Genomic DNA, 16,106 nt, shown 5'->3' on the forward strand with positions numbered 1-16,106 from the left:
AGTAGGTACGCGGTCCGATTGTAGACAACTAATTGACTAGAATGGAAGGCATGGCGCTCCGGCACGCGATCGAATCCACCCTCCTGGTGATGGGCGAGGCGTCGGGGTACGACCTGTCGAAGGAGTTCGACGGTGCCCGCGCCACCTTCTGGATGGCCGCGCCGCAGCAGCTCTACCGCGAGCTGGACAAGATGGAGGCCGACGGGGTGATCGTTGCGCGGACCGTCGAGCAGGAGAAGCGGCCGAACAAGCGCGTGTTCCGCCTGACCTCGGCGGGCCGGGCCGAACTGCGGGAGTTCACCGCCGGATCACCGCGACAGACGGCGATCCGCGACGAGCTGATGGTCATGGTGCAGGCGATCGACGTGGCCGATCCGATCGCCGTGGGCGCGACGATCCGCGAGCGCCGCGAGGGCGCCATCGCCAAGCTGGCGTACTACGACCGGATCGAGCGCCGCTGGCTGGGCGAGCGGTCGCGCGAGCAGGTGCTGGCGGATCCGCACCTGGCCGGCCCCTACCTGACGCTGTTGCGCGGCATGCGATTCGAGCGCGAGAACCTGGATTGGTACGAGCTGGCGCTGCCCGTCATCGAGGCGCGCGCCGCCGGCTCCGGCCGCTAGGGTCAGCGCGCCACGTGCGGCATCAACGCGTTCGGCGGGATCCGGCCGAACGCCCCCGCGTTGTAGTCCTCCATCGCCTGGATCAGTTCGGCCTTGGTGTTCATCACGAACGGTCCGTACTGCGCCACGGGCTCCCGGATCGGCAGGCCGCCGAGGATCAGGACCTCCATGGCGGGTCGGTTCGAGTCCTGCGACTCGTCCGCGGCGACGGTGATCCGGTCGCCGGGGCCCAGCTGTGCGAGCTGGCCCTGGTGGATCGGTTGCCCGGCCGGACCGACGGTGCCGCGGCCGCTGAGCACGTAGACCAGCGCGTTGAAGTCGCGGTTCCACGGCAGCGAGGCCTGCGCGCCGGGGGCGATGGTGGCGTGCACGAAGTTGATCGGCGTGCGCGTGGAGCCGGGGCCGGCGTGCCCGTCGACCTCGCCCGCGACGATCCGGATCAGTGCGCCGCCGTCCTGGGTCGTCACGAGCGCGGTCTGGCCGCCCTCGAGGTTCTGGTAGGCGGGGGTCGTGAACTTCTCCGACTTAGGGAGGTTCACCCACAGCTGGACGCCGTGGAAGGTGCCGCCGGATTCGACCAGCTCCGCCGGTGGCGTCTCGATGTGCAGGATCCCGGAACCGGCGGTCATCCACTGGGTGGCGCCGTCGGAGATGAGTCCGCCGCCGCCGTGGCTGTCCTGGTGCTGGAACAGGCCGTCGATCATGTAGGTGACGGTCTCGAAGCCGCGGTGCGGGTGCCAATTGGTGCCCTTGGGCTCGCCGGGCTCGTACTCGACCTCGCCCATCTGGTCCATGTGGATGAACGGGTCGAGGTCGCGCGGGTGGACGCCGGCGAAGGCGCGGACCACGGGGAATCCCTCGCCCTCGTGGCCCCGCGGTCCGGTGGTGATCCTCCGGACGGGGCGCTGCGTGTCCGACGGTGCCGCCGCGGCGATGCGCGGCAGGGTCAGGGTGTCTGCGGTGACGGCGGGCATGTCGTCCTCCTCGATCGGCTGGTGACGCTGACACTACCATCAACCGGACCGCAGTCCGATTGATTCCCGCGGGTGGGATGGGCGGTCGATGGGCGGGCGCACCGGACCGGAGACTGTCCACGGAGCGTGCCCGCTAGTGTCGGAGCCGTGACTCGTTCTGTGGGATTGGCCGTCTCGTACGACGGCACGGAGATCTTCTACGCCGACTTCGCGGACGGTGCCGACCCGGCGAAGCCGGCGTTCCTGCTGGTCCACGGCTGGTCGGCGAGCTCGGACTCCTGGGGTGCGTCGTTCATCGGTGAGCTGACCGCCGCCGGACATCGCGTGGTCGCCGTGGACAACCGCGGCCACGGCCGCAGCTCGGTCCCGGACTCCGAGCACCCGTACTCCACGGAGCGCTTCGCCGACGACCTCGCGGTGATCCGCCGCGACCTGGGCCTGACGCAGGTCATCCCCGTCGGCTGGTCCTACGGCGGCCTGATCATCGCCGACCACCTCGCCACGCACGGCACGGACGGGGTCGTGGCCGTCGGCCTCATCGGCGCCATCACGTCCATCGGCGGCTCCAAGGAGACCGGCCCGTTCCCCGGCGGCGTCACCGGCGAGTCCATGAACGCCGCACTCCCGGCCGCCCTGTCCGCGCACCCGGCCAAGGCGATCACCGCCCTGGCGAAGCTGCGGATGCTGCCGCACGGCTTCGACCAGGACGCGCTCGGCCCCGTCGCCCAACAGCAGTTCGGCACTGCCCTGGCCACGCCCCCGGCCGTCCGCGGCGGGCTGTTCCGGCGCACCGTCGACCACGACGCGGACCTGGCGTCCTGGACCTTCCCCGTCCTGATCCAGCACGGCCGCGACGACGAGGTGGTGGCACCGTCCACGGCCGAGCACCACGCTCGCGTCCTGCCGAGCGCAACCCTGTCCTGGTGGGACGGTGGCGGGCACGCCCCGTTCGTCGTGGACCCGGCCCGCAGTGCCCGCGAACTCCTCGCACTGGCGCCGTGATCGCACGGGGTTAAGCTGGACGGCGTGCCTACTGGTGAGTCCGCGGCCCCCGTGCCGCGCCGGATCGCGGTGCTGTCGGTGCACACGTCGCCGCTGGCCCAGCCCGGCACGGGCGACGCCGGCGGGATGAACGTCTACATCTGGCAGACCTCTCTCGAGCTCGCGAAACGCGGCATCGAGGTGGAGATCTTCACGCGTGCCACGGCGTCGACCGACCGACCGATCGTCGAGGCGGCGCCCGGCATCCGGGTGCGCAACATCGTCGCCGGGCCCTTCGAGGGCCTGGACAAGACGGACCTGCCCGCGCAGCTGTGCGCCTTCGCCGCGGGCGTGCAGCGCGCCGAGGCCCGCGAGGAGCCCGGCTACTTCGACCTCATCCACTCGCACTACTGGCTCTCCGGCCAGGTCGGCTGGTTGGCCCGCGACCGCTGGGGCGTCCCGCTGGTGCACACCGCCCACACGCTGGCGGCGGTGAAGAACAACGCCCTCGCGATCGGTGACACCGCCGAGCCGCAGGCCCGCATCATCGGTGAGCAGCAGGTGTCCGACGAGGCGGACCGGCTGATCGTCAACACCGAGGTCGAGGCGGGCCAGCTCGCCGCGATCCACGACGTGCCGCAGAGTCGCATCGACGTGGTGTACCCGGGCGCCGACCTGAACACCTACACGCCCGGTGACGGCACCGCGGCCCGCCGCGAGCTCGGCATCGCCGACGACGAGATCGTGCTCACCTTCGTCGGCCGCATCCAGCCGCACAAGGCGCCCGATCTGCTGCTGCGCGCCGCCGCCCCGCTCATCCACGCGCACCCGGAGCGCCGGATCCGGGTCCTGGTGGTGGGCGGACCGTCGGGCACGGGCCTCGAGCGGCCCGACGCGCTGATCGCCCTCGCCCGCGAGCTCGCCATCGAGGACTCCGTGACCTTCGGGCCGCCGCGCCCGCCCGCGGGGCTGGCCGAGGTCTACCGCGCGTCCGACGTGGTCGTCGTCCCCAGCTATTCCGAGTCCTTCGGGCTGGTCGCCGTCGAGGCGCAGGCGTGCGGCACGCCCGTCGTGGCCGCGCGGGTGGGCGGGCTCCCGGTCGCGGTCGCCGACGGTGTCTCGGGTCGCCTCGTCGACGGCCACGAGCCGCAGGTCTGGAGCGCCGTCCTCGACGAGCTCACCGCGGACCCCGAACTGCGACATCGGCTTTCCGACGGTGCCGCCGCCCACGCCCGCCAGTTCTCCTGGGCGCGTACGGCCGACGGACTGCTGGAGAGCTACGGCAAGGCGATCGATGCGCGGCGCGCGGCGGCGCAGACGGTGCGCCGTCGGCGGCGCAGAGCGGGAGTGCGGGTATGACGATGACGCCGGAGCAGGTCGAGGCGGCCCTCGACGAACGCGAACTCGACTTCGCGCGTCGCGAGGCCTCCGGCAGCGACGTGGCGCACTTCGTGATCGAGCTGCCCGGTGTCAAGAAGCTCAAGACCACCACGCTGCTCACGCTCGGGAAGCACGGTGCGCGGGTCGAGGCCTTCGTGTGCCGGCACGTCGACGAGAACTTCGAGGGCGTGTACCGCTATCTGCTGCAACGGAACCGGCGTCTGTACGGGGTCTCCTACACGCTGGACAAGGCGGGCGACATCTACCTGACCGGCCGGTTCGCCGAGGTCACCGAGGACGAGCTCGACCGCGTCCTCGGTCAGGTGCTCGAGGCCGCCGACGGTGACTTCAACACCCTGCTCGAACTGGGCTTCTCCACCGCGATCCGCCGCGAGTTCGACTGGCGGATGGCGCGCGGCGAGCCGCTCTGGAACCTCAAGCCCTTCGAGCACATGCTTCCAGGGTTTCCGGAGTTCGAGCCGAATCCGTTGCCGGAGCGGAAGCGTCGGCCGAAGCGGGCGTAGCCCCCGCTCGCGGGATCGCCAGCGCGACCACCGCGGCGACGGCGGCCACGGCGCCGGCGATTACGAACGTACTGGTGAACGCCGACTCGGCGGGCAGTTCGACGGCGCGCGGGGTTCCCGCGCCGAGCGTGATGGTGGTGCGGGTCAGTACCGTGGCCATCACGGCGGAGGCGACCGCGGTGCCCATCGAGCGCATGAGCGAGTTCAGGCCGTTCGCGGCGGCCGACTCGGTCTCCGGGACGTTGTTCATGATCAGTGCGGGCATCGCCGAATAGGCCACGCCCACACCGCCGAACACGATCATCGAGCCGATCGAGAGCTTCCAGGTCGAGTCGGTCAAGCCGAGTAGTGCGATGTAGCCGACGGCCGACATCGCGGCGCCGATCGCGAGCGTGCGCCGCGCCCCGATCCGCTGGGTGAGCACAGCGGATACGGGGGAGAGCGCCATCATCACCAGGCCGCCCGGCACCATCCACAGGCCGGCGCTGAGCATCGTCAGTCCCAGTCCGTAACCTGCGGCGCCGGGGATCTGGAGCAGCTGCGGCATCGTCAGCATGAGCGCGAACATCGCGAACCCCACCATGATCGACGCGAGGTTGGTCAATAGGATCGGGCGCCGCGCCGCGATTCGCAGGTCCACGAGGGATTCGTCGGCACGAAGCTCCCACCATCCCCACGCGCCGAGGACGACGAGGCCGCAGACCGCACAGCCGACCGTGGCGGCCGAGGTCCAGCCCCAACTCTGCCCCTTGGTGATCGAGAGCAGTACGCAGACCAGGCCGGTGCTGAGGCCGACGGCGCCGACCACGTCGAACCTGCCGGGGCTCCGGTTCGGCGATTCCGGGACCACGACGTACACCAGGCCGAGCGTGACGACGCCCAGCGCGAGCGAGAACCAGAACAGCGTGTGGTAGTCGAAGTGCTCGCAGATGTAGGCGCCGAACGGAATACCGATCGCGCCGCCCACGCCGAGCATCGCCGACATGAGCGCGACGGCCCCGGGGATCTTGCGGGCGTGCAGCTCGTCGCGCATGAGCGAGATGCCCACGGGGACCAGACCCATCGCGAAACCCTGGAACGAGCGGCCCACCACGGTGAGCGGCAGCGTGTGCGCGAGGGCGCAGATCAGCGAGCCCGCGATGAGGCTCAGCAGGCTGGTGAGCAGGATGAGGCGCTTGCCGTACATGTCGCCGAGGCGGCCGGCGATCGGCATCGCGACGGACGAGGCCAACAGTGTGGAGGTGATGACCCACGACGCGTCGTCGGCGGAGGTGTTCAGTAGGTGCGGCAGCCTGCCGATGAGCGGCACCACCAGCGATTGCATGAGGGAGGCGAGGAGTCCGCCGAGGCAGAGGACGGCGATGAGGGCGCCGTCCGACGGAGCCCCGGCGCGGCCCTTTCGGAGCATGTCTGTCATGCCGCCAGACGGTAGTTGCATACTACAACTCAGGCAAGCGGGTGCGTCGAGCGTCACTCCGACGGGGGCGTCGTGACCTACGCCCGAAGTTGGTTATTACCAGTTCTGCTGATCTGCGGGTATTCGCCGCCCAGGGCTCCTACACTGGGCGCATGGAAATCGTGATCCGCCCGACTCCCGCCGATGTCGCGGTCACCGCCGCCGATATCGTGGCCGAGCGCGTGCGCCGCGGCCCCGCGGTGCTCGGGCTGGCCACCGGTTCCACCCCGCTCGCCACCTATCGCGAGCTCATCCGCCGACACCGCGCCGAGGGGCTGAGCTTCGCCGACTGCGTCTCGTTCAACCTCGATGAGTACGTCGGACTGCCGAAGGGGCACCCCCAGAGTTACCGCGAGGTGATCCGCACGGAGTTCACCTCGCACATCGACATCCCGGACGCCGGGGTCGAGGGCCCGGACGGCACGGCCGCCGACCTCGCCGCCGAGGCGAAGCGCTACGAGGACGCGATCAGGGCCGCGGGCGGCGTCGACGTGCAGCTGCTCGGTATCGGCACCGATGGGCACATCGGCTTCAACGAGCCGGTCTCGTCACTCGCCTCGCGCACCCGTATCAAGACCCTCACGACGCAAACCCGCGAGGACAACGCGCGGTTCTTCGCCTCCATCGACGAGGTGCCCATCCACGTGCTCACGCAGGGGCTGGGAACCATCTCCGAGGCGGGGCACCTGCTGCTGCTCGCCACGGGCGAGGGCAAGGCCGAGGCGATCGCCGCCACCGTCGAGGGCCCCGTCGCGGCGATCAACCCCGCGTCGGTGCTCCAGCTCCACCCGCACGTCACCGTCGTCGTCGACGAGGCCGCCGCGTCGCGGCTGCGACTGAAGGACTACTACGTCCACGTGCTCGCCAACAAGCCGGCGAACCAGCCCCTCTAGGACCTCGGTGGGCATCGGCATGGTCCTCCTGCCGCTCCCGGGCGTGGCGACCGCGGCGGCCTTCGCGCTCGCTCCGCTCCTGCCCGCGAAGCAGGAGTCCCCCGCTCGTTAGAATGGCGTAGTGACCACGCGGCAGCTCGGCTTCGGCGCCCTCGCCGGGCTCGCGGCGGCGATGGGCCTCGGGCGGTTCGTCTACACGCCGATCCTGCCGCTCATGCAGGAGCAGACCGGCGTTTCGCCCGGCTCCACCGCGGTCGTCGCCACGTTCAACTACCTCGGCTACTTCCTCGGCGCGCTGGCGCTGGCGATCTGGCCCCGGCTGGCCCGCAGCCGGGGACTGCTGCGCGCCTCGCTGCTCGCCCTCGTCGTCAGCGAGGTGGCGATGGTGCTGGCCGTGAGCGTGCCGCTGTGGTCGGCCGTGCGGCTGATCGCCGGGCTCGCCAGCGCGGTCGTGTTCGTCTACTGCGCCGGCGCGGTCGCCGGGACCGCGGCGGCGGGCGTCGCCTTCTGCGGTGTGGGCGTGGGGATCGCGGTATCGGGGGTGCTCGTCGTCGGGCTCGGGGAGGTGGTCGGCTGGCGCGCACTGTGGTGGGTGGCCGCGCTGGCGACGGCCCTGTTCGGGTTGTTCGCGTGGCGGCTCCCGCCCGGCGCGCCCGGCCCCGTCGCCCGGCCCGACGGTGCGCCCGCGCCCCGGCCCAGCACGGCCGGGTGGGCCCTCGGAATCAGCTACTTCCTCGAGGGGCTCGGCTACATCGTGCTCGGCACCTTCCTGGTCGCCGCCGTGGCCGTCGGCGGGCGGCCCTGGGAGGGGCCCGCGGCGTGGGTGATCGTGGGGCTCGCCGCGGCGGTCTCGCCCCTGATCTGGGCGCGGCTGCGCCGATCCCGCTCCGCCGAGTCGTTGCTGGTGATCGCCCTGCTGCTGCAGGTGGTCTCGGCGGTGCTGCCCGCCCTCGTGCGCGGCCCGGCGGCCGCGGCGATCTCGGCGGTGCTGTTCGGCGGCACCTTCATCGGCGCGGTGATGCTGTCGATGGATGCGGGCGCGCGGATCGGCATTCCCCGGTCGGCCGCGGTGCTCACCGCCGGATACGGGATCGGCCAGATCCTGGGCCCGCTCGTCGTCGCGCCGATGCTCGGCGACGGCTACGACGCCGCCTTCCTCACCGCCGGCGGCGTGTTGGTGGTCGCCGCGGCGCTCGCCGCGGTGGTGCGCTGGACGGTGCCGGAGCACCGGGAGCGCGCCGGACACTCCTGACCGCGGTGCGGGCGGGCCCGGTCGGTTCAGCGGCGGTGCAGCGTCCGCTCGGGGTAGCGCTCGCCCGCGGCGGAGAGCGCGGTGAGCTCCGCGACCTGGCCGTCGCTCAGCGGCACCGCCGCGGAGCCCAGGTTGTCCGCCAGGTGCTTGCGGCGCGCGGTGCCGGGGATCGGGACGATGTCGTCGCCCTGTGCGAGCACCCAGGCCAGCGCCACCTGGCCCGCGGTCACCGGCGCCCCGTCCGCCCCGGCGCCCGACGCGGTGAGGTCGGCGGCGATCGCGTCGATCCGGTCCACGAGCCGCAGGTTCGCCTCGAGGTTCTCGCCCTGCCAGCGGGGGATCGACCGGCGGAAGTCGTCGCCGCCCAGTGCCGCGGCGACGGCCTTGCGGTCCGCCGTGAGCAGGCCCCGGCCGAGCGGGCTGAACGGCACCAGGCCGGCGCCCACCTCGCGGGCGGCCTGCAGCGGGCCGTCCTCGACGTCGCGGGTGAAGATCGAGTACTCGGACTGCAGCGCGGCGATGGGGTGCACGGCGGCGGCCCTGCGGATGTCCTCGGCGCTCGCCTCGGACAGGCCCAGCGTGCGGACCTTTCCGGCCGCGACCTGCTCCGCCATCGCGCCGACGGTCTCCTCCACGGGCACCTGCGGATCGACGCGGTGCAGGTAGTAGAGGTCGATCACGTCGATGCCGAGGCGGCGCAGCGAAGCGTCGACGCACCCGGCCACGCGCTCGGGACGGCCGTCGAGCCCGACGGGCCTGGCGTTCTCGTCGTTGACGAAGCCGAACTTGGTGGCGAGGACGATCTCGTCGCGGTGCGCCTGCACGAAGGGGGCGAGGAACTCCTCGTTGGCGCCGTTGCCGTACATGTCGGCGGTGTCGTAGAGCGTGACGCCGGCGGCGAGGGCGGCTTCGAGCGTCGCGCGGGCCTCGTCGGGATCGGCCGAGCCGTAGGCGTGGCTCATGCCCATGCAGCCGAGGCCGAGGGCCGAGACCTGCAGGTCTCCGAGTGTGCGAGTGGGAAGCATGTCAATTCTCCTGTGAGTCTTGGGGTTCGACGGTGTCGGCGGCCTCGGGGACGCAGGTTCCCAAGCCGCCGCCGTAGGTCGCGATCTTGTAGTCGATCACCGCGAGCGAGTAGTTGAGCTCCTCGATCTGCGCCGCGGTGCGGGCGCGGTGAGCCGTGAGCAGCGCGAGCCGGGCCGGGACGGTGGCGTCGCCACCGTCGACGAGGTGCACGTACTCGGTGATGTCCGCGATCGGCATCCCGGACAGGCGCAGTCGCGTCAGGAAGATCACCCGCGCGATGGCCTCCGGGCCGTACCGGCGGTGCCCGGCGCCGTCCCGGTCGACGGTGACCAGGCCGATCCGTTCGTAGTACCGCAGCGTGTGCCCGGAGACGCCCACGAGCTCGGCCAGTTCGGCGACGGTGAGCGGCCCCTCCTGCGCCGGCCCGGCGAGGATCGCCGCGGTGTTGGGCAGCGGTCCGCGCGAGCCGACGATGGCGGCGAGTTCTTCTGTATGTGCGACCACGTGAGCAACGCTAAGCCTTCGAGCGCGCTCTAAGTCAAGTGCGCTGGAGGCGATCGCGGGCGGGCTCCCGACTACGACATCGTCCGGCGCGCCGGGAGCACCGTCGGATCGTGTACCAGCCGATCCAGCAGGACCCGCGCGCCGCCGCGCCGGGTGGCGCCGTACGGCTCCGTCGACGGATGCACCGGTACGCTCCGGCGGGGCCCGGCGAGACGTTCGTCGAGGACCGCCTGCACTCCCGGGGTGAGCCACTCTCCGAGCACCCCGAGCCAGCCACCGAGGATCACGGCATCGGGGTCGAAGATGTTCACCAGCGTCGTCACCGCGAGGCCCAGGTGTACCGACTGCTTCCGCAGGTCCTCGATGATGCCGCGGTGGCCGCGGACCGCGGCGGCGTGCACGAGGTCGGCGAGGAGCCGGGGGGTCGAATCCGGCGGCGGTGCGAGTGCCTCGCTGTGCCGCTCGGCGAGGGCGCGGATGCTGACGAACGCGGCGAGGCAACCCCGTGCGCCGCACGAACACCGCGGGCCGCGCGGATCGACCACGATGTGCGCGAACTCGCCGCCGAGCCCCTGCGCGCCCAGGACCGATGATCCCGACACCGTCGCGCCGCCGCCCAGGCCCTCGTCGGCGAACAGCACCACGAGGTTCTCGCGGCCGTGCCCGCGTTCGGCCTCGGCGGCGAGGTGGCCGAGCCGCTCGATCATCAGCGGTGCCGATTCCACGCCGACCGCCGACTGGACCAGCCCGCCCAGGTGAACGTTCTCCCATCCGAGTGACGGTGCGGAATGGACGAGACCGCGGCTGCTGTTCAGTGCGCCGGGGATGGTGAGAACGATCCCGGCGCAGCCGTATCCGGAGGCTTCGAGATCGCCGATCATCACCCGGGTGGCGTCCGCCACCCGTCGCACGACCCGCGCCGGTACGAGGTCTCGTCGCTGCGTGATCGGTGCGGATGCGCCGGTGATCGGGGAGCCGCGCAGCGTGCTCGCCTCCAGCGTCACGCCGGTGGGCCCCACCTCGGCGGTGATCGCCGCGGTGTGCGCCTGATCGATGTCGAGCAGGGCGGTGGGGCGGCCCGCGCCGTCGCCCTGGCGGCTGCCCACCTCGTCGACCAGGCCGCGGGAGACGAGGTCGGCGACCAGGCCGATCACCGTGCCGCGGTTGAGGCCGGTGCGCGTCACGAGGTCTGCGCGCGTCAATGGTCCGGCATCGGCCACCGATCGCAGCACCGCGCTCAAGTTGTTGCGGCGGAGCTCGAATCGATCGCGGCGCTCCGGGGGCATCTTTCGATCCTATCGTCGCGCGGCCTGCTCGGAAACGGGGATTGTGGCCTGAGACACACCGAGGTAGATTAAGTCGGGCAACCCATCATAATTCCGATCGCCGATACTACGACGCTTGCCCGAACGAGTGGAGTGCTGATGACAGACTCGGACCCCCTGGCCGTGGGAGCGGGGATGCTGGAGGGCTTCGACGTGGGCGGCACCAGTCGCGCCCGCAGGCGCGCGCTGTTCGTCGTGGCGGCCGGCATGTTCGTCGACGGGTACGACCTGATCCTGCTCAGCGGCGCCCTCGTGCAGCTGCACCACGAGTGGGACCTCAGCGCCGGCCAGATCGGATTCCTGGGCGCTTCCACGTATTTCGGATCGATGTTCGGGGCGATTCTGTTCGGCCACATCAGCGACAAGGTGGGCCGCCGATCCGTGTTCAATTGGACGCTCGTGAGTTTCCTCGTGATCTCGGTGTTGTCGGCGTTCGTGTCGGACGTGGGTCAGCTGACGGTCATGCGGATCCTGCTCGGAGTCGCCATCGGCGCCGAGATCGCGGCGGGATTCGCCTTCCTCGGCGAGATCTCACCGAGTCGCTCGCGAGGGGGCTGGGGCGGGGCGCTTCCGCAGATCACCTGGTCGCTCGGGGCGCTCGCCGCGATCTTCGTCGATGCGCTCCTGCTCACGGTGGCCGGCGAGAACGCCTGGAGATGGATACTCGTCAGTGGGGCCGTCCCCGCGCTCATCGTCCTCGCGGCGCGGTGGTCGCTGCCCGAATCGCCCCGGTGGCTGCTGCTCAAGGGCCGTACCGACGAGGCCGCCCGGGCCCTGCGGTACTTCGGTGTCACGATGACCGCGGAGCAGCTCGGGAACGCCGCACGCACCGTGCAGCGCTCGGTCGCGGAGACCGCTCGCTCGTCCGAGCTGCTGCGGGCCTCCCTCACCGGCCGGTACAAGCGCGTCGCGATTCTGGTGATCGTGCTCGTGGGGCCCGCTTCGCTGGTGGGCGGAGGATCCAGCATTCTCGGGCCGTATGTCTTCGATCAACTGGGGCATCTGACGCCGGTGCAGTCCGTGCTGTCGGGGTCGGTCATCTGGGTCGGCGCCCTCATCGGATCGGTGCTCTCGTTCAGTCTGATCGACCGGCTGGGTCGCATCCGCGCGTACACGATCGGCCAGGTCGCTCTCTTCGTGATCTACCTCCTGATGATCACGATCGGGTTCGGGACCTGGCTGCTGGTGCCGATGTACCTGCTGTACGGCGTCTTCAACTGGATGGTGGCGAGCGTCAACAGCGTGCTGCCCGCCGAGCTGCTGCCCACCGCGGTGCGCGGCTCCGTCACCGGGATCGCGCACGGCATCAACAGGCTGTGCAACGGCCTGGCCGTGCTGCTGGTCCCGGTCGGGCTGGAACTGCTCGGATTCCGGGCGGTGGTGGTGATCTGCGGAGCGATCGGCCTCCTGCTCAGCGCAGTCGCCTGGGCGAATCGACGCTACGACCCCGCGCGCAGATCCATCGACGAGGTCAGCGAGGGGATCGCGGCGGAGGGGAAGCCATGACGAACGTGGTGCTGGTGGTCGCCGACGACCTCGGCTACTCCGACCTGGGCTGTTACGGCGGCGAGATCCGCACCCCGCGACTCGACCGGATCGGCCGGAACGGCGTGCGCCTGAACAACTTCTACAACACGGCGCGGTGCAGTCCCTCGCGCGCCTCGCTCCTGACCGGCCTGCATCCGCACCGGACCGGCATCGGGGTGCTGACGAGCAACGACGCCCCGCGCGGTTACCTGGGCAGTCTCAACGACAGTTGCCTGACCGCGGCGGAGGTCTTCGCGGACGGCGGCTACCGCACCGGACTCTCCGGCAAGTGGCACCTGTCCTCGCAGGTGTGGGAGGCCGACGATTCCTGGCCCACGCGCCGCGGGTTCCAGCACTTCTACGGCACCATCTCCGGCTGCGGCAGCTACTACGCGCCCAGCACGCTGACCGTCGGGGAGGAGAACGCCGATGCGAGGATCGACCCCGGGTTCTTCTACACCGACTCCATCGCCGACGACGCCGTCGCGTTCATCGATCGGGAGGCGGGTTCGCCGTTCTTCCTGTACGTGGCGTTCACCGCCCCGCACTGGCCGCTCCACGCCGCGGAGGACGAGATCGCCTCCTACGACGGTGTTTACGATGTCGGCTGGGACGAGCTGCGTCGCCGCCGGCTGGACCGGATGACGGCGGAGGGGGTGCTCCCGGTGGGGACCGCACTGAGCGACCGCGATCCCGCCCAACCGGCCTGGGAGGACACCGACCACCGGGACTGGGAGGTCCGCCGGATGCAGACCTACGCCGCCATGGTCGAACGGATGGACGCGGGGGTCGGCCGGATCGAGGAGGCGCTGCGACGGCACGAGGTGTGGGACGACACCCTGTTCGTCTTCCTCTCCGACAACGGGGCATCCGCCGAGGAGATCGGCGACGACCCGGAGTACCTGGCGGGGATCCGGGCCCGGCCCGAGATCTTTCCGAGTACCACCCGCGACGGCCGCGAGGTTCGGATCGGCAACCGCCCGAGCATCACCCCCGGCGCCGAGGACACCTACGCGAGCTACGGGCAGCCGTGGGCGAACCTGTCGAACACACCGTTCCGGTTCTACAAGCGCTGGGTGCACGAGGGCGGGATAGCGACCCCGTTCCTCGCGCACTGGCCCGACGGCGGACTCGCGACGGGCACCGTCGTTTCCGATCCCGCGCAGCTGGTGGACGTCCTGCCCACCCTGCTCGACGCGACGGGTGTCCCGATGGCGGCGCAACGCCGGGGCGTGACGGTGCCGGAGCCGGCGGGGACCAGCCTGTTGGGCGCGCTCCGCGGCGCCGGCCGACAGCCGCGATCACAGTACTGGGAACACATCGGCAATGCCGCCGTCCGGGACGGCCGGTGGAAGTTGGTGCGGGAGTACCCCGGTCCGTGGGAGCTCTACGACTTGCAGGACGATCGCACTGAGCTGCACGACCTTTCGGACCAGCGGCCCGATCTGGTGGAGGCGCTGGCGAGCAGATGGAGCGACTGGGCGAGCGTGAACGGGGTCAAGCCGTGGGACGAGGTGATCGCCCTGTACCGCGACCGTGGGCAGACGAGCACAGACGCGAAAGGATGAGCGAGGTGGTGGATCAGGCGCGGATCCCGGCCCAGGCCTTCGCGATGGGCGACGGTGCGCGTGATTCCTGCGGCCGGGACGGCGAGACGCCGGTGCACCCGGTGTGGCTCAGCGACTTCCGGATCGATGCCACCGCGGTCACCAATGCCGCCTTCGCGGCCTTCGTGACCGCCACCGGCTACCGGACCGATGCAGAGCGCGCGGGGTCGTCGGCCGTCTTCCACCTCATGGTCGAAGCCGATGATGCGGACGTGCTGGGCGCGCCCCCCGGTCTCGGATGGTGGCGCGCGGTCGCGGGCGCCGACTGGTGCCACCCGAGGGGGCCGCGGAGCACCGTCGACGGTCTGGCCGAGCACCCCGTGGTCCAGGTCTCGTGGAACGACGCGCAGGCCTATTGCGAATGGGCGGACAGATGCTTGCCGACGGAGGCGCAGTGGGAGGCCGCCGCGCGTGGCGGCCTCCCGGGCAGGCGCTTCCCGTGGGGCGACGAACTGTCCGACGACGTTCTACAGCTCAACGTCTTCCGCGGCGAGTTCCCCGACGGCCCCGCCGACGACGGTGGGCCGGGGACGGTTCCGGTGCGGAGCTATCGGCCGAACGGCTACGGGGTGTGGCAGGCGGTGGGCAATGTCTGGGAGTGGTGCGCCGACGTGTTCTCGGCGGACACCTACGCCCGTGATCTCGCCTCGGGCCTCGTCGTGGACCCGACCGGTCCCGACGACGGTGACGAGGATGTGCGGGTGCTGCGGGGCGGGTCCTACCTGTGTCACGACTCGTACTGCCGCCGCTACCGGAACTCCGCGCGCACCTGCAACACCCGCGACTCGTCGGCGGGCAACATCGGGTTCCGCACGGTCAGCCGGCCCGCACCCGCCGTCGACGGGAATCGGGCATGAGCGCGCGCCCGCAGCGGAGGCCGGACTGGGTGTACCGCGACGGAACCGAACCCGATGAACGGTTCACCCTGGCGAACGAACGGACCTACCTGGCCTGGATCCGTACCTCGCTCGCCCTGATCGCGGGCGGCGTCGCGCTGCAGGCCCTGCCGGTGGCGCTGCACACGGCGGTCAGGGTCGCCGCGTCGGTCCTCCTGATCTGTGCGGGGGCGACGATTCCGCTGGGGGTGTGGATCCGCTGGGGGCGGGCGGAACGCGCCATGCGTACCGGCGAGCCGCTACCCGCGCCCACGTTGCTGGTGCCCCTTGCCGCGGTGGTCACGGGCGTGGGAGTCCTACTCCTCGTGGCCCTCGTCATGGCGCCCGGCGGCCGGTGAGGACCGTGCGGTCCAGCGCCCGTCCTGGCGGGTGATGCCGATCGGGTGGTCGAAGGCGTGGCTGATGGCCTCCGTGGTCAGCACGTCGTCCACCGCTCCCGCCGCGGTGATGCGGCCGTCGCGGATCAGCACGGCGTGCGTGGTGGTCACGGGGATCTCCTCGAGGTGGTGGGTCACCAGGATCGAGGCGAGTTCGGGGTGGGCGCGCCGCGCACCGTCGACCGTGGTCAGGAGGCGCTCGCGCGCGGCGAGGTCGAGCCCGGTGGCCGGTTCGTCCAACAGCAGCAGCGCCGGGTCGCCCATGAGTGCTCGTGCGATGAGGGCGCGACCGCGCTCGCCCTGGGAGAGTGTCGGCCAGCGCGACTCGATGTGGCGCGACATCCCGAGGGTCTCGACGAGTTCCTCGGCGCGGGTGCGCTGCGCGTCGGTCGGAGCCCAGCGCGGTGGGAACACCGGCGTGTTCGTCACGCCGGTGATGACCACGTCGCGCACCGTCAGCGGCTCGTCCAACCGGTGGCGCGGGTTGACGTGCCCGATGTGCGTGCGCAGCTCGCGCATGTCCACCCGGCCCAGGCGTTTGCCGAGGACGTCGACGGTGCCGCGGGTCGGGTGGGTGACCGCCCCGCACAGGCCGAGCAGCGTCGACTTACCTGCGCCGTTCGCTCCCAGCAGGACCCAGTGCTCGCCCCGGCGTACGGTGAGGGAGACGTCGTCGAGGAGGTTGCGGCCGGTGCGCACCAGGTCCACGTGGTCGATGCTCAACACGTGCGGATCGTTCGTCGCGGTACCAGTCACAGTCCACC

At 71.3% G+C, this 16,106-nt stretch carries 16 protein-coding genes; 10 read left to right on the plus strand and 6 right to left on the minus strand.

Annotated elements, in window-relative coordinates; genetic code table 11:
• Positions 1–50: 50 nt before the first annotated feature.
• Positions 51–620: a PadR family transcriptional regulator gene (locus HF999_RS02095; protein ID WP_168544284.1), complete on the plus strand. Its 570-nt coding sequence runs from the start codon at positions 51–53 to the stop codon at positions 618–620.
• Between the two features lie 2 nt (positions 621–622).
• Here HF999_RS02095 and HF999_RS02100 read toward each other — a convergent pair whose 3' ends face one another.
• Positions 623–1,594 carry a pirin family protein gene (locus HF999_RS02100; protein WP_168544285.1) on the minus strand — a complete coding sequence of 324 codons (972 nt, stop codon included), beginning with the start codon at positions 1,592–1,594 and terminating at the stop codon, positions 623–625.
• Positions 1,595–1,741: 147 nt separating this feature from the next.
• On the opposite strand from HF999_RS02100, the gene HF999_RS02105 reads away from it, so the two are divergent.
• From HF999_RS02105 to HF999_RS02115, 3 genes are read left to right on the plus strand one after another with little or no spacing between them, the layout of a single operon-like run.
• The gene (locus tag HF999_RS02105) at positions 1,742–2,596 is read left to right on the plus strand and encodes an alpha/beta fold hydrolase (protein ID WP_168544286.1); all 855 of its coding nucleotides are present in this window, start codon (positions 1,742–1,744) and stop codon (positions 2,594–2,596) included.
• Positions 2,597–2,620: 24 nt separating this feature from the next.
• Entirely contained in the window at positions 2,621–3,934 is a 1,314-nt protein-coding gene (mshA, locus tag HF999_RS02110; RefSeq protein ID WP_168544287.1) for a D-inositol-3-phosphate glycosyltransferase, read from the plus strand.
• Positions 3,935–3,936: 2 nt separating this feature from the next.
• Positions 3,937–4,479: a type III secretion system chaperone family protein gene (locus HF999_RS02115; RefSeq protein WP_376766468.1), complete on the plus strand. Its 543-nt coding sequence runs from the start codon at positions 3,937–3,939 to the stop codon at positions 4,477–4,479.
• Here HF999_RS02115 and HF999_RS02120 read toward each other — a convergent pair.
• Positions 4,391–5,896 carry an MFS transporter gene (locus tag HF999_RS02120; protein ID WP_246207089.1) on the minus strand — a complete coding sequence of 502 codons (1,506 nt, stop codon included), beginning with the start codon at positions 5,894–5,896 and terminating at the stop codon, positions 4,391–4,393. The genes HF999_RS02115 and HF999_RS02120 overlap by 89 nt on opposite strands.
• A gap of 152 nt (positions 5,897–6,048) precedes the next feature.
• On the opposite strand from HF999_RS02120, the gene nagB reads away from it, so the two are divergent.
• Positions 6,049–6,828, plus strand: a complete 780-nt coding sequence (gene nagB, locus HF999_RS02125; protein ID WP_168544290.1) for a glucosamine-6-phosphate deaminase — start codon at positions 6,049–6,051, stop codon at positions 6,826–6,828.
• A 121-nt stretch (positions 6,829–6,949) separates the two neighbouring features.
• Positions 6,950–8,080 carry a YbfB/YjiJ family MFS transporter gene (locus HF999_RS02130; protein ID WP_168544291.1) on the plus strand — a complete coding sequence of 377 codons (1,131 nt, stop codon included), beginning with the start codon at positions 6,950–6,952 and terminating at the stop codon, positions 8,078–8,080.
• 26 nt (positions 8,081–8,106) lie between these two features.
• Here HF999_RS02130 and HF999_RS02135 read toward each other — a convergent pair whose 3' ends face one another.
• The 3 genes from HF999_RS02135 to HF999_RS02145 form a co-directional block, all read right to left on the minus strand.
• On the minus strand, positions 8,107–9,105 hold the full coding sequence (locus tag HF999_RS02135; RefSeq protein ID WP_168544292.1) for an aldo/keto reductase: 999 nt from the start codon (positions 9,103–9,105) through the stop codon (positions 8,107–8,109).
• A 1-nt stretch (position 9,106) separates the two neighbouring features.
• The gene (locus tag HF999_RS02140; RefSeq protein ID WP_168544293.1) at positions 9,107–9,610 is read right to left on the minus strand and encodes a MerR family transcriptional regulator; all 504 of its coding nucleotides are present in this window, start codon (positions 9,608–9,610) and stop codon (positions 9,107–9,109) included.
• 71 nt (positions 9,611–9,681) lie between these two features.
• A complete protein-coding gene (locus HF999_RS02145; protein WP_168544294.1) occupies positions 9,682–10,896 on the minus strand; it encodes an ROK family transcriptional regulator in 1,215 nt (404 codons plus the stop codon).
• Positions 10,897–11,034: 138 nt separating this feature from the next.
• Here HF999_RS02145 and HF999_RS02150 point away from each other — a divergent pair, with 138 nt between their 5' ends.
• The 4 genes from HF999_RS02150 to HF999_RS02165 are packed head-to-tail and all read left to right on the plus strand — an operon-like array spanning position 11,035 to position 15,303.
• A complete protein-coding gene (locus HF999_RS02150) occupies positions 11,035–12,441 on the plus strand; it encodes an MFS transporter (protein ID WP_168544295.1) in 1,407 nt (468 codons plus the stop codon).
• On the plus strand, positions 12,438–14,030 hold the full coding sequence (locus HF999_RS02155; protein WP_168544296.1) for an arylsulfatase: 1,593 nt from the start codon (positions 12,438–12,440) through the stop codon (positions 14,028–14,030). The genes HF999_RS02150 and HF999_RS02155 overlap by 4 nt, the downstream gene beginning before the upstream one ends.
• Positions 13,931–14,926, plus strand: coding sequence for a formylglycine-generating enzyme family protein (locus HF999_RS02160; protein ID WP_446697297.1), 996 nt, complete (start codon positions 13,931–13,933; stop codon positions 14,924–14,926). The genes HF999_RS02155 and HF999_RS02160 overlap by 100 nt, the downstream gene beginning before the upstream one ends.
• Positions 14,923–15,303: a YidH family protein gene (locus tag HF999_RS02165; protein ID WP_168544298.1), complete on the plus strand. Its 381-nt coding sequence runs from the start codon at positions 14,923–14,925 to the stop codon at positions 15,301–15,303. The genes HF999_RS02160 and HF999_RS02165 overlap by 4 nt, the downstream gene beginning before the upstream one ends.
• Here HF999_RS02165 and HF999_RS02170 read toward each other — a convergent pair.
• Positions 15,262–16,068 (minus strand): ABC transporter ATP-binding protein, encoded by an 807-nt coding sequence (locus tag HF999_RS02170; RefSeq protein ID WP_168544299.1) that lies wholly within the window; start codon positions 16,066–16,068, stop codon positions 15,262–15,264. The two genes, HF999_RS02165 and HF999_RS02170, sit on opposite strands and share 42 nt — an antisense overlap.
• Between the last annotated feature and the right edge of the window lie 38 nt (positions 16,069–16,106).

The organism is Tsukamurella spumae (genome assembly GCF_012396015.1).
In the GTDB taxonomy this organism is placed as follows: Bacteria; Actinomycetota; Actinomycetes; order Mycobacteriales; family Mycobacteriaceae; genus Tsukamurella; species Tsukamurella spumae.